General features: G+C 41.1%; 28 protein-coding genes. 4 read left to right on the forward strand and 24 right to left on the reverse strand.

What is annotated here, in order from left to right; genetic code table 11:
• Positions 1–5: 5 nt before the first annotated feature.
• From MHH61_RS04120 to MHH61_RS04135, 4 genes are read right to left on the reverse strand one after another with little or no spacing between them, the layout of a single operon-like run.
• Positions 6–674 carry a LysM peptidoglycan-binding domain-containing protein gene (locus MHH61_RS04120; RefSeq protein ID WP_024425897.1) on the reverse strand — a complete coding sequence of 223 codons (669 nt, stop codon included), beginning with the start codon at positions 672–674 and terminating at the stop codon, positions 6–8.
• A complete protein-coding gene (locus tag MHH61_RS04125; RefSeq protein ID WP_164512157.1) occupies positions 667–4,746 on the reverse strand; it encodes a transglycosylase SLT domain-containing protein in 4,080 nt (1,359 codons plus the stop codon). The genes MHH61_RS04120 and MHH61_RS04125 overlap by 8 nt, the downstream gene beginning before the upstream one ends.
• A complete protein-coding gene (locus MHH61_RS04130) occupies positions 4,747–4,884 on the reverse strand; it encodes a hypothetical protein (protein WP_095357030.1) in 138 nt (45 codons plus the stop codon).
• 41 nt (positions 4,885–4,925) lie between these two features.
• Complete coding sequence (locus MHH61_RS04135; RefSeq protein WP_012011040.1) at positions 4,926–5,366, reverse strand: phage portal protein; 441 nt, start codon at positions 5,364–5,366, stop codon at positions 4,926–4,928.
• A gap of 184 nt (positions 5,367–5,550) precedes the next feature.
• On the opposite strand from MHH61_RS04135, the gene MHH61_RS04140 reads away from it, so the two are divergent.
• Positions 5,551–5,607 (forward strand): putative holin-like toxin, encoded by a 57-nt coding sequence (locus MHH61_RS04140; protein WP_350223447.1) that lies wholly within the window; start codon positions 5,551–5,553, stop codon positions 5,605–5,607.
• 284 nt (positions 5,608–5,891) lie between these two features.
• Here the strand turns inward: MHH61_RS04140 and MHH61_RS04145 are convergent, their stop codons facing one another.
• The 18 genes from MHH61_RS04145 to MHH61_RS04230 form a co-directional block, all read right to left on the reverse strand.
• Entirely contained in the window at positions 5,892–6,335 is a 444-nt protein-coding gene (locus MHH61_RS04145) for a phage tail tube protein (RefSeq protein ID WP_024423257.1), read from the reverse strand.
• Between the two features lies 1 nt (position 6,336).
• Positions 6,337–7,683 carry a phage tail sheath family protein gene (locus MHH61_RS04150; protein WP_034624547.1) on the reverse strand — a complete coding sequence of 449 codons (1,347 nt, stop codon included), beginning with the start codon at positions 7,681–7,683 and terminating at the stop codon, positions 6,337–6,339.
• A 3-nt stretch (positions 7,684–7,686) separates the two neighbouring features.
• Positions 7,687–7,899 carry a hypothetical protein gene (locus tag MHH61_RS04155; protein WP_034282476.1) on the reverse strand — a complete coding sequence of 71 codons (213 nt, stop codon included), beginning with the start codon at positions 7,897–7,899 and terminating at the stop codon, positions 7,687–7,689.
• The gene (locus MHH61_RS04160; protein ID WP_125586213.1) at positions 7,886–8,341 is read right to left on the reverse strand and encodes a phage portal protein; all 456 of its coding nucleotides are present in this window, start codon (positions 8,339–8,341) and stop codon (positions 7,886–7,888) included. Before MHH61_RS04160 ends, MHH61_RS04155 begins: the two co-directional genes overlap by 14 nt.
• Before the next feature lie 4 nt (positions 8,342–8,345).
• Positions 8,346–8,843: an HK97 gp10 family phage protein gene (locus MHH61_RS04165; RefSeq protein WP_125586211.1), complete on the reverse strand. Its 498-nt coding sequence runs from the start codon at positions 8,841–8,843 to the stop codon at positions 8,346–8,348.
• Complete coding sequence (locus tag MHH61_RS04170; RefSeq protein WP_024425903.1) at positions 8,840–9,196, reverse strand: YqbH/XkdH family protein; 357 nt, start codon at positions 9,194–9,196, stop codon at positions 8,840–8,842. Before MHH61_RS04170 ends, MHH61_RS04165 begins: the two co-directional genes overlap by 4 nt.
• Positions 9,193–9,576, reverse strand: coding sequence for a DUF3199 family protein (locus tag MHH61_RS04175; protein WP_024423261.1), 384 nt, complete (start codon positions 9,574–9,576; stop codon positions 9,193–9,195). The genes MHH61_RS04170 and MHH61_RS04175 overlap by 4 nt, the downstream gene beginning before the upstream one ends.
• 13 nt (positions 9,577–9,589) lie before the next feature.
• Positions 9,590–10,513: a phage major capsid protein gene (locus tag MHH61_RS04180; protein WP_024423262.1), complete on the reverse strand. Its 924-nt coding sequence runs from the start codon at positions 10,511–10,513 to the stop codon at positions 9,590–9,592.
• A 22-nt stretch (positions 10,514–10,535) separates the two neighbouring features.
• Positions 10,536–11,624, reverse strand: coding sequence for an XkdF-like putative serine protease domain-containing protein (locus MHH61_RS04185; protein ID WP_125586209.1), 1,089 nt, complete (start codon positions 11,622–11,624; stop codon positions 10,536–10,538).
• 38 nt (positions 11,625–11,662) lie between these two features.
• On the reverse strand, positions 11,663–13,120 hold the full coding sequence (locus MHH61_RS04190; RefSeq protein ID WP_125586207.1) for a phage portal protein: 1,458 nt from the start codon (positions 13,118–13,120) through the stop codon (positions 11,663–11,665).
• The gene (locus MHH61_RS04195; protein WP_164512160.1) at positions 13,117–14,418 is read right to left on the reverse strand and encodes a PBSX family phage terminase large subunit; all 1,302 of its coding nucleotides are present in this window, start codon (positions 14,416–14,418) and stop codon (positions 13,117–13,119) included. Before MHH61_RS04195 ends, MHH61_RS04190 begins: the two co-directional genes overlap by 4 nt.
• Positions 14,419–14,426: 8 nt before the next feature.
• Positions 14,427–15,071: a phage terminase small subunit gene (gene terS, locus MHH61_RS04200; RefSeq protein ID WP_125586205.1), complete on the reverse strand. Its 645-nt coding sequence runs from the start codon at positions 15,069–15,071 to the stop codon at positions 14,427–14,429.
• Between the two features lie 152 nt (positions 15,072–15,223).
• The gene (locus tag MHH61_RS04205) at positions 15,224–15,742 is read right to left on the reverse strand and encodes a sigma-70 family RNA polymerase sigma factor (protein WP_024423267.1); all 519 of its coding nucleotides are present in this window, start codon (positions 15,740–15,742) and stop codon (positions 15,224–15,226) included.
• Between the two features lie 131 nt (positions 15,743–15,873).
• On the reverse strand, positions 15,874–16,080 hold the full coding sequence (locus tag MHH61_RS04210) for an XtrA/YqaO family protein (RefSeq protein WP_125586203.1): 207 nt from the start codon (positions 16,078–16,080) through the stop codon (positions 15,874–15,876).
• On the reverse strand, positions 16,077–16,478 hold the full coding sequence (locus MHH61_RS04215) for a holliday junction resolvase (RefSeq protein WP_125586201.1): 402 nt from the start codon (positions 16,476–16,478) through the stop codon (positions 16,077–16,079). The genes MHH61_RS04210 and MHH61_RS04215 overlap by 4 nt, the downstream gene beginning before the upstream one ends.
• 50 nt (positions 16,479–16,528) lie before the next feature.
• Entirely contained in the window at positions 16,529–16,771 is a 243-nt protein-coding gene (locus MHH61_RS04220; RefSeq protein WP_029706250.1) for a hypothetical protein, read from the reverse strand.
• Positions 16,749–16,901: a hypothetical protein gene (locus tag MHH61_RS04225; protein ID WP_162860191.1), complete on the reverse strand. Its 153-nt coding sequence runs from the start codon at positions 16,899–16,901 to the stop codon at positions 16,749–16,751. The genes MHH61_RS04220 and MHH61_RS04225 overlap by 23 nt, the downstream gene beginning before the upstream one ends.
• Entirely contained in the window at positions 16,898–17,161 is a 264-nt protein-coding gene (locus tag MHH61_RS04230) for a helix-turn-helix transcriptional regulator (protein ID WP_034624558.1), read from the reverse strand. Before MHH61_RS04230 ends, MHH61_RS04225 begins: the two co-directional genes overlap by 4 nt.
• A 159-nt stretch (positions 17,162–17,320) precedes the next feature.
• Here MHH61_RS04230 and MHH61_RS04235 point away from each other — a divergent pair, with 159 nt between their 5' ends.
• From MHH61_RS04235 to bioB, 3 genes are all read left to right on the forward strand, one after another.
• Positions 17,321–17,698 carry a helix-turn-helix domain-containing protein gene (locus MHH61_RS04235; protein WP_024423272.1) on the forward strand — a complete coding sequence of 126 codons (378 nt, stop codon included), beginning with the start codon at positions 17,321–17,323 and terminating at the stop codon, positions 17,696–17,698.
• Between the two features lie 217 nt (positions 17,699–17,915).
• The gene (locus tag MHH61_RS04240; protein WP_024425911.1) at positions 17,916–18,266 is read left to right on the forward strand and encodes a hypothetical protein; all 351 of its coding nucleotides are present in this window, start codon (positions 17,916–17,918) and stop codon (positions 18,264–18,266) included.
• 151 nt (positions 18,267–18,417) lie between these two features.
• Positions 18,418–19,413: a biotin synthase BioB gene (gene bioB, locus MHH61_RS04245; protein ID WP_125586199.1), complete on the forward strand. Its 996-nt coding sequence runs from the start codon at positions 18,418–18,420 to the stop codon at positions 19,411–19,413.
• Positions 19,414–19,448: 35 nt separating this feature from the next.
• Here bioB and MHH61_RS04250 read toward each other — a convergent pair whose 3' ends face one another.
• The gene (locus MHH61_RS04250; RefSeq protein ID WP_024423274.1) at positions 19,449–19,922 is read right to left on the reverse strand and encodes a hypothetical protein; all 474 of its coding nucleotides are present in this window, start codon (positions 19,920–19,922) and stop codon (positions 19,449–19,451) included.
• 372 nt (positions 19,923–20,294) lie between these two features.
• Positions 20,295–21,128 carry an undecaprenyl-diphosphate phosphatase gene (locus tag MHH61_RS04255; RefSeq protein ID WP_025094210.1) on the reverse strand — a complete coding sequence of 278 codons (834 nt, stop codon included), beginning with the start codon at positions 21,126–21,128 and terminating at the stop codon, positions 20,295–20,297.
• Positions 21,129–21,220 lie beyond the last annotated feature (92 nt).

Raw genomic sequence — 21,220 nt, forward strand, 5'->3', positions numbered from 1 at the left:
CCCCCTTATTGTGGTATTTTTAATTTTTGTCCAGGAAAAATCCAATGCCCTGGCTGCTTAATATTGCGTTTACTTCGTTTAATCATCGCTGCTTTATTGGCATTCCAAATACGCCGCCATTTTGTACTGTCACCATAAAATCGGCCTGAAATGGCCCATAGCGTATCCCCTTTTTTGACGGTGTACATTTTTGGTGGTGTTTTTGAAGGCCGCTTCTTTTTCGTTTGTTTTGCTTTTTTCTTTCGTTTAATTTTCCTAGGCGATGCGGTTTTATATTCCTTTAACTCGATTGTAAATTCACGATCGCCAATATCATATGACCCTTCCTTGTGGGTAAAGCTTTCAATGCTGCACGTCATATTGATTTTTGTCCCAGTTACAATCAACCGCACAGATTTCTTTGAACGCATCATTCGTTCAATTTTCGCGATCGCATTCTCTGGTGATGGAATGCTTTTATATTCAGCAATCGGCGAATATTTCTTAGGAAATAATGAGGTGAATGATACTTGTTTCGCCGATGGTACGTCAATAAAGGTCAGTTCTCCAAAAGAGGCGACCTTTACCGTTTCATTTTGTACGTTATTTGTGATTTCGAGTTCGGATGGAAGGACAGGGAATCGCAACTTGTCCTTTCCTTGGGAAATCCACAATTGATACACTGATTTACCCATCAATTACGACCCCCTTCGTTCCTGTATGAATCTCTACTTCTAGTTCATCTACAAGCATTTGTTTAATTTTTTCGACTAGCGATTGCTGATCTTGTCCATTATGGAAATGCTGATCTCCATTGAATTGAATCGTGATTTGTTTATTACCTGGCGATGTTGTACTGCCAGTAGACTGAGCTGAGGTAACTTGCTGCATCTGTGCTTCTGGTAAAGGAGCAGATGCATTTGATGGATCATATACTTGCATCCCAAGTGCCTTGGCTGCCTGCGTCAATAAATACCTTCCGCGAATGCCTCTTTCTTCAGGAATAATCCATTCGCGTTTATTTCCTTCACCGACTCTTGCAACCTGCTCTTGAGTAATCAATCCGCCATTTGCGTAGCCTTTATAAGGTCCGCCTCTTCTCATACTTCGTAATCCCGGCGTATTGAAGACTGTTCCATATCTTCCCTTAATGTAGTTAATGGCTGCTACGGCATTATGAATTGGGTTCCAAATGTCATTCATGCCCTTGCCTTTATTGGCGTTAAACGTCGTTCCTATGGTTTGCATTAAGCCTTTAGAAGGGGTTCCCTTTTTGGCGTTGGAATCCCATAAGTTGATCGCTCTCGGATTTCCACGTGACTCATGCTGCGCGATGGTCATCAGACCTGGAAGCCAACTCATTGATGTACCAGTTGCCATGATAGCCGCCATGAGCCATTGTTTAATATTAAGCCCTGAAGCTCCCATACCGCTGAAGGCACCGATTAATGAACCAGCCTGATTTTCAGCAAATTTTTTCACATCAACTGAGTCAAGCCCTTTGACAACACCGATTGACGCAAATTTCCCAAGACTCATCATGACGCGTGAAGGGGAATGAATGTCTAATTCCTCTCTAAACGCCTGTTCTACTTTCTTCGCCATTTCTTTGGCCGCTTGCGTGACTTCGCTTCCTTTGGAACGCATGCCGCTGTTAAAGGCGTCAATCATTCCTGAACCCCAGCCTGGTGATTCTTGTTTCGCTTGCAGGAATGGTTGTTTGATGTTTTGATCTACGTATTGGCTCGTGCCAATTGATGTGGCATTTTGGCCTGCTGCAAAACCACTAACCGTTCCAGAACCCCAAGTGGGTGATGCTGTCATCACTTGTTGGTAAGGTGCTTTTACACGACTTTGTAAAAAGCTATCTGTTCCAGTTGGTGTCATCTGCTGACCATTTGCAAAGGCAGAAACCGTTTGCTGACCATACTTTCCTGAGTCTGATGTCAATTGACCAAAAGGCTGCTGAATATTCTTTTGTTTCCATTGATCAAGAGAGATGACTTTACGATTTAATCCTTGTTCAAAATCGTTATTAAATTGCTCGCCAATGCTAGAGGCTTGAATGTCCCCAGTCATCGAGAGCGATCCGTCTATTGAACCGACAGAAGATGATGAAGCTACTGCTGTAGGAGCTGGAGAGCTTGACACTGAATTTCCTGCTCCGCTTGGTACAACAGACATTCCAAGTTGAGAAGCGGCCTGTGCCAGCAGCATTTTTCCGCGTCCTCGGTTATTTTGAGTTGGAATAACAAATTCGTTACCAGCTTCACCGACCCATGATAAGGTTGGCTGGGTGATATAACCGCCTGTGGCTTTTTTACCAGGTTTAAAATCCTTTTTCCCGTTTTCTCGACCTTTTTCAAATTTCACAATATGCCTACCAACGAATTTTGCGCCTTCACTTTTGATTAAATCCCATGAATCTCCTAAAATATTTTTACCCCAAGATTGAACATTACTCCACTTTCTTGACCACCAGTCTTTATTAAATAGAGTTGAAGAAATAGTTGTTTTTGCAGTTGACCAAATTGTTTTTGATTGTTCCCATTTACTTTTTGACCAACTTTTTACGTTATCCCACTTTTCCCCCCACCAATCTTTGTTAAAGACCGTTTCACGAATTTTCCCTTTAATTGAATTCCATATGTCGACTGCGCCATCCCATTTTTCTCTGGTCCATTTTTTTACATTATCCCACTTCTCTCCCCACCAATCTCCGTTAAAAACAGTCTCACTAAGTTTCCCCTTAATAGAATCCCATATTTCGACTGCACCATCCCATTTTTCTTTGGTCCATTCCTTTACATTATCCCACTTCTCTCCCCACCAATCTCCGTTGAAAACGGTCTCACTAAGTTTCCCCTTAATAGAATCCCATATTTCGACTGCACTATCCCACTTTTCTTGAGTCCAGTCCTTGATAGCATCCCATTTTTCACTCCACCATTCGCCATTAAAGACAGTAGATTCTAAAACTCCTGTAACGTATCCAGCTTGTTCTGCCCACCATTCTGAATTGAACAGTGTATTCGATGCTGTTGTTTTTATATCTTCCCATTTCTCACTTAAGTTTCCTAAAGACGTTTCTGCAGAAGTTTTAACACTCCCCCACTTTTCACTCCACCATTCGCCATTAAATAAAGTGTTTGAAATATTCTCTTTAAGTTTTGAAGTATCAAATATCTCCCCTAATTTTGATCCACCATAAGTGCCAGCCATGCTTCCAGCAATACCACCAATTGCAGCTCCTACAAATGGTATTGGAATTAGAGCCTGACCAATTGCAGCTCCACTAACTCCTCCTGCAAGACCTCCAGAGAAACCACCTACTTTTTCCCCAACGTTTTCTTTGGTTGTTCCTATTAAATCTGTTGCACTTAATAAGTTCCCCAATACAGGCACTCTTTTTAATAACTTACTACTTCCTCTACCTATATTTTTTAATGAATCGCCTAAACTACTTAACCCGCCGCTACCTTTCATCAGTCCAGCAAGTCCCGCAACTGAGGCTACTATGCCTGTAGTTTTCTTCAATCCACTAGGGATTTTTTCAAAAATCTTACCTGCATTTGTTTTCAGTTTTCCTAGTCTACCTGAAGGTCTTCTATTTCTTTCAGCTCTAGAAATGGCGGTAGGATTTGCGGGCTGCCTTTGAGTACGGCCATTTCTATTTCTAGTTCTATTAGAACCACGCCTGCTTAACCCTCGAGCACAACAAGGGCAACAGCTATTACGAAACAAACCTTTTCCTTTTTGTTTATTTGGCTGCGTATTAGGAGTTGGATTTGTTGATGCTTCAGTCGTTTGACTTTGAGCTGAAGAGTTACTGTTGTTCTCGCTTGATGGATTTTTCGGGCCAAGGATCAAATCTAAGCCTTTGTTAAACCATTTATCTAAATACTCCTCAGGATTGATTTTAATCTTCTCACTAATTCGTCCGATTACTTCTTGTTTGTATGCGTCGATTTTCGTTTCAATCCAAGGGAATGCATTATTATCCCAAAAGTTTCTAGGACTCAATTTTTCCTTCAATTTATCTGAAACGTCACCTGCATATTTTTCAATTTCTTTTAGGGCCTTATTTCCCAAATTACCCAACCAGCTCTGTTTGTTTTCATTCGTTTTTGTAGCAACTGTTGCATTAGGTTGCTTTTTTACTTTATTTTCTTTCACAACAGACTCTGCCTGATCTCGTTTTTTCAACTTACTTTTTGCATTGTCTTGAACAGACACTCTGATTTCGTGTTTGGACATCGTCAAGCTTTTGAGTGTCTTTTTGATTCGTTGAATTGCAGCGGTGGCTTGGTCAACCATGTTTAATCTCATATAGTACGTTCTGTTGATGAGCTGAAGGATTGATTTTTTGATCGATGACATTTTCGCTGACAATTGATCGTTTAGTTTAAACGTCAGCATAATGGGACTTGTCCCCATTTGTTTCAAACGATCTATGTTGGATTTAATGACATTCAGCCCCTTCGCTTGAAAGGATATGACCAGATGATTTGGAATCATATTTAACTGATTGTTCAATGCTTTTAGATCCCGATAGATTCCTTGATCCAGTCTCATAGAAAATACTGAAACTTTCCGCAGCGATAAAGTGAGGTTTCTTAATTTCTTTTCATCCATTTCCAGACTTATTTTCACTGGTTTTCTAAATGGTTTGAGCTGCTTCTCAAACGTTTGAAATCGTTTTTGAATGCGTAATAACTTCTTCGACACCCGGTCTTCTAATTCAAATCGTGCTGTAAGTTTCGCCAATTATTTACCTCCTTTCTTTGCTTCTTTTTCTAGCATGTCTAGCTTGTAGCTGATGAGTCCGAAAAGGAATGCTTTGAACGGTCTTGGTGATTCGTATAATTCAAGGAGTTCAGATGGGGAGTAGTGAAGCTCGTGCATCGCGTAATATAAAAACACCGCTTCTTTATCCCCATCTTTTATTAGTTTTTTGCTGCTTCTTCTAAATCTTCAATTTCATCTTCGAATCCGTTGATTTCGATCGCTTTGTTTAACCAGTTCGCATATTCACCGCCGACTGACAGGACACGTTTTGCTACTTCAACTGGATCTTGTGTGCTGTAGGCTTCTCTTAATTCCTTTGAGCGGAAATCTGGATAAATCGTCGATTCAATCGCAATACGTGCGTAGAAGCGCTGGCTGTCTAAGTCTTTCACACGTCCTCTGCCTTTGACATTTTTGAAGGTTGTGTTTTCTTTTTCCAATTCATCAATACGTTCAGTTGTAATAGCTTTAAAGACAAAAGGAATGACATTTCCTTTTTTATCAACAAAACGCTTAGAAATCGGTACTTTGACTTCTTCCGCTTCTACTGTTTGTCCTGGCATAAAAAATGAAAGATCAAATGTTTGTTTTTCACTCATGTTTAAAAACTCCCTTTGTTATGTTTTTTTGAATGCAAAAAAGCACATCCATTTTTGAATGTGCTTTCCAATCTTTTCATGTATAATTTAAATTGTACAATTGAACGGCTTGCTCAAGGGCGTCTGGCTCATCCCCGATAGGAAGGGGGTGATGCATATGTCAACATTTGAAGCGATTTCCCTTATGCTTTTATTCGGGATGTTTATCTTTACTTTGTTGACGTATATAGACAAAAAATAGACTCCCCCTTGAGCTGTGGAAGGTTAAAGGGAAGTCTACCTAAAGAACCTATTCGATAAGCCAGCCCCTTGAAGGGCCTCATTGTACATTGCCTGGATGTTAGAGCATCCTGGCTTCTTTTTATTTTATGCAAATTGCTTTGCAAGTAAACATATTTTAATGAATCGAATACAAGACGTTACCAGACGAAATGAAGACGGCATCAAGACGGTTGTATTACAACTGCATTATAGCATATTCAGCTGTTATTTAGCTAATTAATTAGCTAATTTCCTCCACTTTTCTTAGAATGTATTCTTCAGTTTTTCAGGCAGGTCAAAGTCCTCGAATGTGAAAGGAACTTCTTCTTCAAGTGCCTCTGAATCAACATCCAATCCAGCGATTTTAGCAGAATCAAAGTTGACATCAAATAATGTCACACGCTCAGTGCCACGGCCTGATGATTTATCGTCAATTACCGCTTGAAGAGTGAAATATGGATCTTCTCCTTTTTTCACATAATTGAGCATTAATTGAACGAAACGGGACGTAACTTTATAGAATGTTGCCGTTCCTGTTCCATTTGCTCCCGTTGTTTTATGGCCAGTCATTCGGCGGCCCATGACGTTGACTTCTGATTTGTTTTTCTCCACGTTTGCTTCGAAGGTTTTGATAAATGCAAGTTCCTCACCTTCTAAGAAAAGACGACCTTCTTTACCTGAAATTGTATTTTGCGCTTTAAAAGCCATCTTACTTCACCTCCACATTGAAATAGAATTTTTCTGCTGCATCTACTGGCTGAACCGCTAAATCGATGATAAATCCATCACGATCTTCATTGAGACCGATCACGATATCTGTTTCTGAATTAAAGCCTGTAATACCGCTGCCATCTTGAAGCTGTGTGAGATACTGGGTAATCAGTGTTTTCACAAGCTGCACACCATCATCTGATGCTGGAATGTCATTGCCATTGGCTTTACGTAATTTAATCAGATTTTTTAATTCGAATGTTAAATCATTGTTGATCGCATCAAGCACACGAATGATTTTGTTTTTCGCCATTTGCTGGTTCTTTTCAGCTGTGAAGCTTGTCAAGGAGTTAATATCTTTTTCAACACTCACGGTACGATCTCGCGCATCAAAGGTGAAAAGGAACTCCCCTTGAGATAATCGGTATTCGACTTGATCATTGTCAAGGCGTTCTAATGTATCGACCGCTCCTTCGTATTCAACAAAGGTCAATGACTGATTGAAATTTGCTCCGGCACTTGCACCTGCGACCCATGCTGTTGTTTGGGCAGGTGTTAGTTCTGTTCCATCTTCGAGGACAACGCCGCTTGTCACATTGATGATTCCTTCTTGGTCCGCTGCATAATTCGCCACAACTCCTTGCACCTTACGTCCTTGCTTATCACGTAAACGTTCGATAAATGAAGCGAAGGTTGCTTTTAATTGCTCACTATTATCGACTGGAAGGGCAATGACATCAAAGTATTCTGTTTCTGCTGCTTCTAGGAAAGCTGTATAATCTGCGACACTTGCCACCCCGTTTTTCCCGCCGCTTAGTGCCACACCAGCTGTGATGACAGCTTCACCTTCACCAGAAAATTGAACGTATTTGTTTTTCACAAGATCTTTGACATCAGTGACGATTTGCTTATCCACAATATCCGTTCCAAGATAAGTGATCACATCGCGTTTTTTGCTATCAAGTACATTTTCGGCGACTTGTACTGTGATCTCATTTCCTTTTTGGCCGCCATAATTTGCTGTGACGACAAAATTTTCAGCAATTTCGGCTTTGGCCGGCTCTCCTTCATTGAGACGGTAAAGCAAGACCGTTTGCGCTTTTTTCTTTGCTTCACGGAAAAGAAGAAGTGACTTATCATCAATGTTGAGTCCAACCTTTTTATTTAAATCTTCCATATTTGAAACGGAAATAAAGGTTTTTGGTTCTCCCCAGCTCATCACAAGGGGAAGTGCCACCGTACCTCGATCGCCTAAAGTAATTCGCTGCTCTGCTGTTGTTTTAAAATTAAAGTAAATGCCAGGACGCTTTTTCTCTGTACCTGGTGTAAAAGTGCCTCCGTTCATCCTTTAAACCTCCTTGGACAAAAAAGCATCAATGTGCTTTTTCGCTTCTGTTTTTGTAATTGGTTGATGTTTGATATAAAAAAGAGCCCCTTCAAGGATTTCTGGTTTGACCCCAAAAAGATCCTTACTGTGCTCCTTCAAGGCTTCAAATGAAAAGCCAAATTCTTTTTCTTCGCCGGCTGTTTGAGCAGGCTGAGCATGTTTAGTCTTGCTCACGTTTGATCACCCCATCTGAAAAGTTGATGTCTTCAAGGCTTGCCTCTTTGTCGCGGTTATACCAATAGCTGCTATCCCACGTCAGGACAATCGCTGCTACGCCTTGATCTATCATTCTTGTTTCCACTCTTTTTATGCGGACATAATCATCAAGCATCTCTCCGTCTTCACTCATCATCTGAATGATTTGACGATCAGCAAGCAATGCATCAACAATTGTTTCTGCCGCATCATGTGCTTTTTCTGTATCAATATGAAAGACTTTCACTTGCAGCGAATAAGATTTCATAAAGGTAGAGACCGTATCTGGACCACTGATCACTGTTACAGGCGGCACATAAACGGATGGCACTTGAAAGCGTTCTGGCAAAAGACGATCATACATTGTCACAGGAAAGTGTGTGTAGATATAATGCATGATTGCCCCGACTTCTTGATTCATTCCATCACCTCCCAAAATGTCGATCGAACCAGCTTTGCAGCTTTCGATCCAGCGACTGTTCAAACATTTGCTCATAGAGCATGACAGCATGATCCCAGTAGCCATTGCCATCAATCCATTGAGAGGCAAGCATCATTCCGGTACTTGCATTCGGATCATATTCAAAGCGGCTGCCAGTCCATCTGCCAGGCAACCATCTTCGCTCTCCACTTGAAGAAGTGGCATGTCCGTCATTGACATAGGAGGCATATTCAAGCTGCGTTCCCACTTCAAGTGTGAGACCGCCTTTTGAAATGAGAAAATGATTCTCCTTATCGCCTTGTGTAAAGGAACTAAGAAGCCGGCCTGTATCGACAGCATTCTCCTTGATTAATTCATCCTGAATGATGTCTAAAAACTGCAGGCCCATGTCCTCCAGCCAATCTTGATATTCTGCCTTTAAGCCGCCATCACCCGCTGTCTGCAGCTGTGAGAGCAGCCGGTCAAGTCCATCAATTTTCATAGATTTTCCTTCCTGACTGCTATCACTTCGATGTGATGATTTTTCACTTTTTTAGGCTGCTGTAATTTGAGTGACACGCCATTCCACACCATTTTGTCATGCAAGCGAATATCACTTCCTAAAGGAAAATGAACAAGATAGGATTGATAAATGACTGTATTCGGCTCTTCTTGCACAAGTGACTGGTTCTTTTCTATGACATAACAAGCTAGATCAGTCAGGCTGGGAGCATCGGGATAGGAAAGTGTTATTTGTAAATCATCAGCTGGAATTCCAAATTTCCCGCGGGCGGACTCCTGCTGTTCAAGGTGAAAAAGATCACAGCGGTCTGTTAATAGAGATTGATAGCTCATAATGACCTCACCTTTAACTTGGCACTGCCGCCGGTCAATGTTGGTTCAATGTAATCTACAAGCAGGGCATATACATAGGGTCTGCCTTTGACTTGATCAGCTGCCTTCGCATATGAATAATCGCCCATTTTCTCTGACGTAAAGCCTTTCATCATAGATTCATCATCATTCAGCATGGCAAAATATTGGGCCATTTTTAATAATGCGATTCTTGCTTTTTCAGGGAGGGGCTGATATTTTTCGCTTGAGAAATCGTGACCTACGATCTGAAATACCGCAGCTTCTGCTTCGATAATATCTGCTGTCAGTCTTTCCACAGATCGATTTTTCACACGATCAAAGACAGAATAGGCTTGCAGTTCTTCAGCAGAAATGATCATGGCCTGCCGTCACCTACTCTTTCACTTTCATCACTTTTGCTACAGCATCCTCTTCCTCAAATTTGCTGTCTAGCTTCGCTGTGAGGACAATAATAAATTTACGGCTGCGAATATCTTTTTCTACTTCAATTCGAATATGACGAGAGAAACCTACGATAATATTTTTAGGGTGTGTCAGCAAAATATCTGATACGTCTGTTCCCGCTTCGTCATATGGCTGCATATTGGCAAGACCTTTGACCGGCACACCAAATGCAGAAGAAAGTCCGCCTTGAATGGCCGCATCTCCAAGGCCTGTCTGGCGGTTTGCTACTTGATCCTTCCATTCAACCTCTAAGCTTGGGGATGTGTAGAAACGGAAATCCTGAGGTACACGTAAATATTTTGACGGCATCGCTTTATAGGCTTGCTTAAACATTTGGCGGCTGATTTCCGCTCCGTTTGCATCTACGATATGAGAGACTGCTTGTTTTCTCACGCCATCCATTTGAGCTAAAAATGGATCTGCTGAAGTCGTATCGCCATTGACGATGAGCTCTTCAATGTCAACGGCTGCTCGTTCAGCGAGCATTTGCATAATCGTCTGCTGAATTCCGTCTTTCTCAATATTGTTTTCAATGCTGTCATAGGTCATATGAATCTCTGCGATGACCTCTTTCGCATTTAACTGGACAGTGCTTGTCGCTGGGACAACACGGTCTTTCGCATCAAGTGCTTTGCCTTCTTCTGCTGGGCGCAAAATACGCTGGCCAAAGCCGATTTTTTCGATTTTTTGTGAATCACTTTCCATTGGAATGATACGTGCATCATTTAAAACGGTTGGTGTATTTTGCATCATTCTAATGAATGTGTTGGATTGGGTTGCGTTCATGAGACCGCCGGTTTTTAAGCTGGCAAGTGTCATTTCGGCCTTGCGAATCAACTCTTGATTTCTCACACTGTTTCCTCCTTATTTAGGCTTATAGTAAGCCATCCCATATGGGCTTTGTACTGTCGTTTTGTGTATCGTGGATTGTTTGTTTTGACATACCGCGCGCTTTTTCAAGCATGTGAATCCGCTCTGAAATAGGCAAAAGCTGCTGCTGAAGCACTTGCTCAAGCGCTGCTTTTTCTCTGCTGGCTGATTTCTCTAAGGAAGAAAGCTGATGACGAATCGGTGCAACGACTTGCTCAAGCACCTTTTGGACAGGTTCTTCCTCTGTTTGATCTGTTTCCTGCTGTTCTGCCTGCTGTAAGACGTGTTCAATGGCCATTTTTGCTTTTTCAAGCTCTTGTACTTGCTCCGTTGTCAGAGCGGCATCTTGTTTTTGTACGGAGGCTGGCCTTTCACCAATCGTTTGAAGCACATCCTCTGTCTTCAAAATGTCCTGCACGATTGGCAGCAATTGCTCAAGCGCTGATCTTACACCCGCCTCATCACCATCACTTGACTGTAAGGCTTCCAGCAGATGGTCTAAAACGCTCCAAAATTGTTGTGACATGTTTGCACCTTCCTCTTTCAAAAAGAAATTTTTCAGCAAAGAAAAAAGCCCTCTCTCATTTGTGCTTTGAGATAGGAGCTGATCTTGTTCTTCTATTGCTACGATGTCCGCCGTTCCAGCCATTGAATACCCTGTAATGTGGCCTTTCTGAATTTGATCCCAAATCTCTTGGGAAGCCTTTGTTACAAGTACCCAAGATCCTTTTCGAATCTGCTCACCGCCTACCTCAAAATCAGCGGGGGCAATGTATGATTCAACAACCTCGCCCACACCATGTTGAAAATCATGCTGCTTGTCAATGTGGCGGGCATCCTTCATAAAACCATGTGCCGCTCTTTCAATTTCTTTGGCAGACATAAAGTCTTGATGTGCATCAGGTGTATTCGGTTCATACACGACACCATACACAAGGCGATGAGCATCTTCTGCCTTTGTCAGCACACTAACCTCCTTTTGAAAGTCAGGCTGGCTTTTCTTTGCCTTCATCAAAAAGAATTTCTTTTTGTTTGCGGCTCTGTCCACATAGGAAACATGCGTAATTTTTGCGTTTTTTAATTCTCTTGGCATATGTTCACCCCCTTTCAAAAAAGCGCATGCGCTTCGGTTTATTTCTTCAGCTGATTGGCCTCTCGTTGAGGCTGTTGTTCGGTTGATGTCATGCGGCTTTCTAAAGGTCTGTGATAGAGATCCTCCGGCCATTCCTCTAACGTTTTCCCAAGAATACGTCCTGCTAGATCTCGTAAATCGTTTGGTGACACTGCCCCAGCCTGAATAAACGGTGTCAGAACTTTGGCAATCTCTAATGGATCTCTAAAGTCAGGACCATTTAATAGGAAACGAACATGCCAAATATCAAGATCCGGCAAGAAAAGGGTATTGAGCTTTCCTGTGATGAGATGCCGTTCAGGCTGAAATACCTGTTCTTCTGTTGTTTTTCGCGCCGTATCGGCTGTCGCTTTGTTATAGTCTTGAGACTCACCTGTGTAAATAGGCGGCAGGCGAAAAGCAGATCGGATTTTGTTTCTTGTTTTTTCATCGTATTCTAAAAAGAGTGCATCTTCTTGCAAGATCTCTGCTAGGGATTTGAAGTTCACTTTGACATTTGAGACATCTTCTTCTCCAGTTAACCCTTTTTCCGTCGGGAGACCTTCGACTTCAAGCAAGAGAAACTTATGTGCATGATCAGAGCCTTCGATATCGTCCATATAATCCTGAAGCTGCTGATAGGAAGACTCAGACAGCATTCCATTTTCGACAATGATGGCACCAGGTACATGCCGCCCTTGTTTAAAATAAAGATAGTTCAATTCTTCTGCCTTGCGTGCCCCATACATATTGACGATGTTGCCAATCCAGCGGGGAATCCCATACGTTCCACTGCCTATTTTAAAATGAATCACTTCTGTTGCGCGCAGCGGCTCTGGGGTGGTGTCATCGTATTTGCCTGTTTCACAATGTAAAATGCGCGGATCACCATACTCCTTGAAGAAGACTTTCTTTTCATTGATCACCTGCACATATTTACGGAATCGTTTCTTTCGATTCATTGTTTTCAATTCGCCGTTTTCTGTATACCGGAATTCAACGTCAACTGGCTCACTAAGCTTGCAAATACGGATATGGAGCGCATCTAAATACTCGATTCCTGCCGGCTTTCCCTGACCATCTCGGAGAACCTCTAAAAAACCATTCCCCGTTTTCTCCCGGTCTTCGATGACATAGCCAAGCACCACGTCAGCAGACTCATCATAGTTCATGTATTTCGTAAACTCTTCAAGTCTTGTCCATTCCTTCTCTGCTGCTTTCTTTTTTGCCGGTTTCACACCTTCTGCATTAAAGTCAAAGGCATATTCTACACCAAAACCAAAGCCTAAAATATTGGTCTTATACGCATCAATACATTGCTGAAGAATGGTTGAATATTCTGCCATGCTTTTTAATTCATTGATATTGTAAGGCGGGGGAACAATGTCATCTTTTTCGTAGGAAAATTCATCTGCATACATTTGTTTTGTATGATCAGACATGTTTGCCTTCATAATGGTTGCTTTCAATTGTTTCATTGTATGGACCTCCTCTCTCTGTTTGGACGGACACGCTCTGAGGCGGTCTGCTTCAGATCTGTCACTTCATAATCATCCAGCGCATACCAGATGGCTGATAAAGTGTGCGGATCGATTTGAAATTCATCTTCCTCTAGACGTCCATCCTTATCTGCCTTATAGGTTAGTGATTGAAGTTCATAGATGGTATATGGACAAGCATCAGAACAAATAATTTTCTTAAACCGTTTGATCTTTTTTGTATACTGCAAACGTGAGCCTTGGAACTTATGTGCCGCTACCATTTGAAAGCCGCGCTGCCGAAAATAGTGAATGGTTTTAGGTTCGGCTGCGTCGGCTTTAATCAGTTCCTTTGATTCAATGAACTCTTTCAAGTCAATAGCTGTTTCATCATCTGTTTTCCCGCGGTCGTAATATTCCCAATAAATATATAAGTACTTTTTTTCATGATCGACAGCTAACCGAATGAGCGCATTGTATGATTCAACAAATCCAAAATCCATGCCTGCTCGTTTCAGCGGTCTGTCAATCTGCTGAATGGCTTCTATTACATCAGAATGGCTTCTCACCTCAAATTGAGGAAAAACCTTTGTGCCATTAATGCCGAAATACCCCTTCCTCGCAATGCGATAGAGATCTGGATCATACTCTTTCAGCTCATCCAGCTGCTTCACGTAGCTTTTAGGAAGGAATAGGTTATCTTCCGCCGTGGAGTGATGGTAATACGTATCCTTGATGACAACGGTTCGCTTTTTGTATAAGGTTTCGTCATCTAAAACAAATCGCTTCAGCTGTTCATCTCTAAAAAAATGTCTGTACGTCCAATTATCCTGACCAACAGGATTCGTCGATAACATCATATAAAGCGGTAAGGATGGATGCCTCAGCCTTCCAAGCAGCTCTTTAAAGCCTTCATAAGAAACCTCTGAACATTCCTCAATCCAAATGATCGAAATGTTGTTGATCGATTTCAATTTTTCAGGCTTGTCCAGCCCTTTAAATAGGATGCTGCTGCCGTTTCGAAATGTTAGTGCAAGCGGCGAACTTCGGCACTTCACCACGTGGTCGATGCCGAGGTCGCTGACGATTTCTTGTAATAAAGAAAAGGTTGATTCGCGGTGCGTATCATACACTTCTCGAATGACAAGTGCTGTCCGCTTTTCTTCCAGCAGCTTTAAGACGAGCTTTAAAGCAATGTGATAGCTTTTAGAGGAGCCGTAGCCCCCTACTAAAAATTGAAACTTTTGATTCCAATCGAATAGAAAGTGTTCAAAATGAGGATTGACTTCTTTTTCAATCAATGGCGTCATGAGTCGTCCTCTTTTCGCTTGATCATGATTTGAAGATCTTCCTCTTTTTCTTCACGCACTGCTTTTTTCGTTTTTTCGATCGTCAGTTCAATTTGTTTCAGCCTTAATCTTCGTTCATCCTTCGCATGTGCGAGCTCTTCAAACTGTTTTATTAAACGCCTGAGTTCACCCATTGCACGGGATTGTGCATTTAAAAACGTCGCATGCCGATCCCATGAAAATTGAAACGAATATTCTTCTGAGGTGATGTCTAGTTCTGTCTGAATGCCTTCTCCTGTTTCTTCTAATGAAGAAGGCATGTATGCCGCCTTTTTCAGCTCTTTGATCATGTCCTCTTGATCTGCTACATACATGATTCGCTGCGCCCGAATAATGGCTGCATATTGAATTTGAATTTGATCCCAGATTAAATCAAGCGATGTGCGTCCATCCATTTTCTCCATGATTTCAATCGTTTCATCTGAAAGAAAATGATTGAAAATCGAGTGTGCTTGCTTTGACGAAGTTTTTTGTCTTTGCCATCCGTATCGCCTTTTCCACGATTTGACGGTATGGATCGAGACATTGTAATGATCAGCAATTTGCTGGTACGTCATCCCCTTCATATAATCCTGCTTGGCCTCTATCCGTTTATCTTTCATTTACATTCACCTGCCGCCTCCTTTTAATTCGAATGATTCCCTCTGAAGGAATCATTTGTGTAGGGCTAGCAAACATTCGTTTGGTCTTTCTAACTATAGGTGGCAACTGTAAGACAAGCTTTCACTGATTTATTTTCGGATAGAAAAAACGCCTATTCAGCAGCTCTGAATAGGCGTTCTTGTACTTTTTTGGACATCTTCGTCCGCGCTCTTTCCATATGTTTTTGGACAGTTCCTTTTTTGACATCCAGCATAACCGCAATCTCGCTAAACGATAACCCTTGTGTTGTGTGCATAAAGAATACGTCCTTTTCTCGATCTGTTAAAACAGACAAAGCTTCATCAATTCGTCTTTTGTCTCTCTCACTGACTTCTCTTTCTTTCTCTTGAATAAGGGTATATTCATGTGATAAAGCCTCTAACACTTCTGGATTTGCGAGAATGGTACGCTGATAGACTGAACGTCTGTCTAATCCTCTGCGCGCACCTGGCTCTCTTCCGATTTGAAGCCATTCTACTACATATTCCAGATCGCTTACCATACTGGCGATCATTTTTTTATCATGCTTGTCTTGAACGGACAGCTGATGTTCTTCTTTTTCTTTAAATGGTTCATATTGTTTTCTAGCATTCTTTAAAGCTCTTTTATATTCAATGAGTAAATCTTGCATATTGGCTCTCTCCCTTTTTTTAAGAAAATAAAAAACGGACACCAATCAGGCCCCCTTTTAGCAGGGTCTTGATCAGTGTCCGCAGGCTTTCCGTCTTGGACATAATATTGTGCTTTGATGTGTTCAGTCAGTTAGCTGATTTTAAAACCAATCTCGTGATCTACTCTTGCAAAATAACCTTTTGCCGTTTGAATAATGGTTTTTCCATGTTCAGGTACATCCATTTTATAAGCCGTTCCTACATTCCCATCTAACACGATGACTTGAATTTTTCCTTTTTCCATCTCACCGACAAATGTTTGGTTTTCTTGAATGAATAGTTGTTTTGGCTCGTTCATATGCTTGTCTCCTTTTTTGGTGATGGCCTCGTGCCACCACCTACCGTATTGATAATGATTTCAACTCTTGGACACATACTATAAAACTGGGAAACTCTTAAATCGACCATCTGCAGAGGGACTTCATCAGCTATAGAATGAAGTGCTTCTTGAATATGCTGTAGATTCGGCTGAAAGATGCTGACGTGTACTGGGCGTATCAACCCTTTTTCTGCGTATGTACGCTTTTTTTGGCAGTCAGCTATGTCAAACGGCATGTGATCAAATAAACGAATTTCAAGTGATAGTGCGCCTTTTAATTTTTGGGGGCATTGCCCTTTTGCAGCTGATCGTATTCTTTCCATCAATGTCTCTTTTGTTAACAAATGCTCATGTTCAATAATTAAATGGATGACCATGTTATGATCTCCCGTCATCCTTTGACCACTGGCGGATGTCTTGTTCGTTTTTACTCGCTTTGAGCAAGCATTTCAAAAATGTCATGATTTGCTTCCATCGTTTCACGTTGCCCTGATTCCTCCTTTTTTGTATCATCGACCTTAGCCTCCAGGAGGGTCATATATGTCTCTTTCTCTTCTGCTGTGGCAAAAACAAACATCGGTTTCTGACGATGAAAGGCGATCCAGCCGCCAGCTTGGTCTAAACAAAGCTGCGCTTCTTTTCTAGCATCAAACGTCAGCTGATGTCTCATCTTCTTCAGCTCCCTCCAAGCTGTCCTCAATTTCTGTTTGGTATCCATATCGTTTCATGTCATATAACCAATAGCTTTTTGGATAACCAAAGTCACTCATCTGAGTCACCATTGGATGTTCAATATTCATTCTGCTCGTCTCCCCTTTTCTAAGAACCGATCTTCTCTTAAAGAATTACTCTTTTCGTGTAACTTTTGGCCAAAAAAAAGCTCTTGAACCCCGGTATTCAGCAGATCTGCAATATGCTTTGCTATTTCTAAGCTAGGCTTCGTTCTGCCCATTTCGATATTCGCATAGCCGCTTGTGTACTTATATCCCAATTTTTTCGCCATATAGGTTTGTGTTTTACCTTGCAATATGCGCTCTTCTCGTAAATTTTCAAGTTTCATTTGTCCACCTCTTACTCAATATGTGTAAGTTATATTCATTATGATAATATACACGTAACGAGTAAGTCAATCACATTTTTATTCTTTTTGTGTATTTATTTATCTTTTCCGTGTAATTCATGATAAAATTTACTCATAACATGAAAAAAGGTGTTTCTGATGGATAATTTGACTGGGAAGATTCTAACTGAATTAAGAGAGAAGCATGGATGGAGCAAGTCAACAGTTGCTAAAAAACTCGGATTAAAGGCAATGTCCACTTATGCAAACTGGGAATACGGCTTGAGAAAACCCGACGGTGAAATGATTGTGAAAATTGCCGAGTTATATGGGGTCTCAACCGATTATCTTCTCACAGGTAAGGACAAAGGCAGGCCCGATGACGATCTTGCAGACGATCCTGATTTGCAAATTGCGTTTAAAGCAGCCTCAGATTTTTCCGAAGAAGCACGAAGACAAACCATCGATTTTATTAACTACATTAGAGAGAAAGAGAAGCAAAAAGGTCGTCAGCCAAAAAAGCGTGACGACCATTGATCATCTCTTTTCATCTGCTTTACGCTGGGACAAACCCAGCTTTTTTTATACCTCTTTTTCCCTTAAAAAAGAAATAGCATATGAATAAAAAATCATGTCTTTTTCAACAAATATGTGACAATTTTCACCATAATTACTCTTTTTTTCATATATATTAATTGACAAATAATTCTATTATTATTAATATATGTATATACCAAAAAAAGGAGTGTTATCGATGAAAAAATTCATGAAAATCTGTACATTGTCTTTAGCTGCTGTAGGTGCTCTTACGTTCTCTCAAACTGAAGGTGCTCATGCAGCTGCACAGCCAAAAGAACCAGTCATAGCAAAAGCTCCTATTATGAATAAAGTAATTACGGTGAACCGTACACTTTCTGTAGGTTCTTCAATCGCCGTCTCTCTTCCAGCAAGCCAAATTTCTGTGTCGGGTGCAACGTATGCGATTCAATTAGATCAAACAGCTCCAAACTTCACTTGGATTCGCGCTGTACAACGCGGTTCTGTAACAGTTTCCTACTATAATTCACTAGGCGAGCTTGTGATTAACTATATTACTGTTCGATAAACAATCTAGCTTTACATATCTAAAGGCGATGACATGAAGTCATCGCCTTTTGGTGTTTAGAGTTGGTTTCATCTGAAACATGATTGCCAACATCCGCTCAATATGTTAACTTTTAATAAATATAAGTTAACATATTGAGGGGGCATTCATGATGAGAGAGCAGCTGTCTTTGTCTTGGGAAGCAATAGCGGAGAAGGCGATGAAAAATGAACCGATCACGGCGCAAGAGGGTCTAGACATTCTTGAAGCTGACGATAGAGAATTGTTACCTATTATGCATGCAGCCTATCAAGTGCGATTTCATTTTTTTCAAAAAAAGGTGAAATTAAATATGATTTTTAACGCGAAAAGTGGATATTGCCCTGAGAATTGTGGATATTGTTCACAGTCGATGATTTCAAAAGCACCAGTTGAAAGATATACAATGCTTGATCAAAAGACCATTGTAGCTGGTGCGCGTGAAGCTCTCAAAAGAAAAGCCGGGACTTATTGTATTGTGGCAAGCGGGAGAGCGCCTTCTCATAGGGAATTAGATGAAGTCACAGCAGCAGTCAAGGAGATCACTGAAACAATGCCTTTGAAGGTATGTGCCTGTCTTGGGTTATTAAATGAAGAAAAAGCGAAGCGGCTGAAGGAAGCGGGTGTTCATCGGTATAATCACAATATCAATACACATCATGATCATCATGCTCACATTACGACAACTCATACATACAATGACCGTGTATCGACCATTGAGCAGGTCAAACAGTCCGGCATGTCACCTTGCTCAGGGGTCATTATTGGAATGGGTGAAACCAATCAGCAAATTGTTGAAATGGCTTTTGCGCTCAGAGCACTTGATGCGGATTCAATTCCAGTCAACTTTCTTCATGCCATCGAAGGAACACCGCTTGAGCATCAAAAACGAACACACCCAATCAAAGCATTGAAAGTGCTGGCAATGATGAGATTTGTCAACCCAACAAAAGAAATTCGGGTATCCGGAGGCAGAGAGTTTAATTTACGGACACTCCAGCCGCTCGCACTTTATGCCGCAAATTCCATTTTTGTTGGTGATTATTTAACAACAAAAGGCCAGCAAGTCCAAACGGATCATCACATCATTGAAGATTTAGGGTTTGAAATAGAAGAATGTGCGTTATAAAAAAAGTCTGCCGATTCTCCGGCAGACTTTTAAGATTAGAATCTTTTATGAAAATCGACAGTTCCGCTTCCATCTTCTCGGTCAAAGCTGCCAACAAACGTCCAGTTAATATATCCACCGTCGCCATTATTGACAAACGTACCATCTTCAAATACCCAAATACCAAACGTAATACCGTCATATTCAACACTATCATAGTAAACAACATTGTTCAGACCGCTAAAGTCGTGGTCTTGGCTTAAGTTTTGGACAACAACGTTGTAGTTTTGACCTGCTTCATAGAACGCACTGTATGCCGCATTTTTTACGAATCCATCACGATTTTGAGATGATTTTACTGCTTGTTCAATTTTATCGGCAATGGCTACTGGATCAATTGAGACACTTCCATCAACACCTGTTGTTGTAGCAGCTTCAGCCGTTTGACCAAAAGTCGTAAGAGATAGAGGGGCAGCAATCATTGACGTAGCGATGACAGAACCAACAAACATTTTGCTTGTTTTTCTCATTATTTCTAACTCCTCCTTTAATTGGTATGTTTATGTACTACCCCTTTATCTGTCCCTTAAACACTAATTTATGAAAAAAATTCTTATTCTACCAATTAAGAGGGGGTTTTTACTGTTTAATTAGGCGAAATAACAAAAAAACTACCCTTATAAAAGAGTAGTTTCAGATTGTTGACAAAGGGCTAAAATGATCTTGATTTTAGCCCTTTGTCTTCTTTTCAGCGTGATAGAAAACCTTTGCAGTCTAGGAAGGGCGAGCACCGGAGCGGAGCGAATTCGACATTCGTGAGCACTGGAGCGCAGACCTGACACCGAATGCGAGGGTTTGTCTACACGCTGAAATTACTCTTTATAAAAGAGTAGTTTACAGTATTACATGAACAGGATAAATAAAATCACACCTAGGATAATTCGGTATATCGCAAAAGGCACTAGTTTGATTTTATTGATCAGTTTTAGGAAGAATCGAACAACAAAGAGAGCCACAACGAACGCACTCACAAAGCCGACGATAAAGAATGGCAGCATGTCCGGTGTTAAATATTCGGCATTTTTCACAAGGGTTAACAAGCTTGCTCCTGCCATAATCGGCATCGCCATGATAAATGTAAAGTCTGCCGCAGCACGGTGATTCAAACCAAGAATAACCCCGCCTGCGATCGTCGAACCTGAGCGCGAAAAGCCTGGCCATAATGCTAAACATTGAAACAGTCCAATATAAAGCGCTTGTCTGTACGTCATGTTATCGACAGAGCTTGTTTCTGTTTTTCGTTTATTGATCCAGTCAGCGACAAGCATCAGCACTGCCCCTAAAATCAAACCGACAGCGACCGTTCTGACGTCAAATAAGTATTTATCAATATAATCTTCAAATAAGAATCCTAAAATGACGGCTGGAACAAGTCCAACTGCAATTTGGGCGATGGTCAGTTTATGCCCGCTGCGCTTTTGTTCTTCGGTGATATTTTTCTTTAAGCCCAATAAGTTTAAAATACGATCTTTAAACACGATCATAACAGCTAAAATTGAGCCTAACTGAATCACGACTTTAAATGTGTTGGCCGCTTCTGGCGTAATAATTTCCTTTGATTTTAACCAAAGATCATCGACAATGATCATGTGACCTGTAGATGAAACAGGTGCGTATTCTGTTAATCCTTCGACAATTCCTAAAACCAGTGCCACGAATAAATCCCATAGATTCATGATTTTCTTTCCTTTCAATTCTGATCTTTTGAACACGCTAAACATCTATGTCCACATAAAGACAAGCTTCCTTCATCGAAAGCTCGTCTTTA

Source organism: Bacillus sp. FSL K6-3154 (genome assembly GCF_040869395.1).
In the GTDB taxonomy this organism is placed as follows: domain Bacteria; phylum Bacillota; class Bacilli; order Bacillales; family Bacillaceae; genus Bacillus; species Bacillus safensis.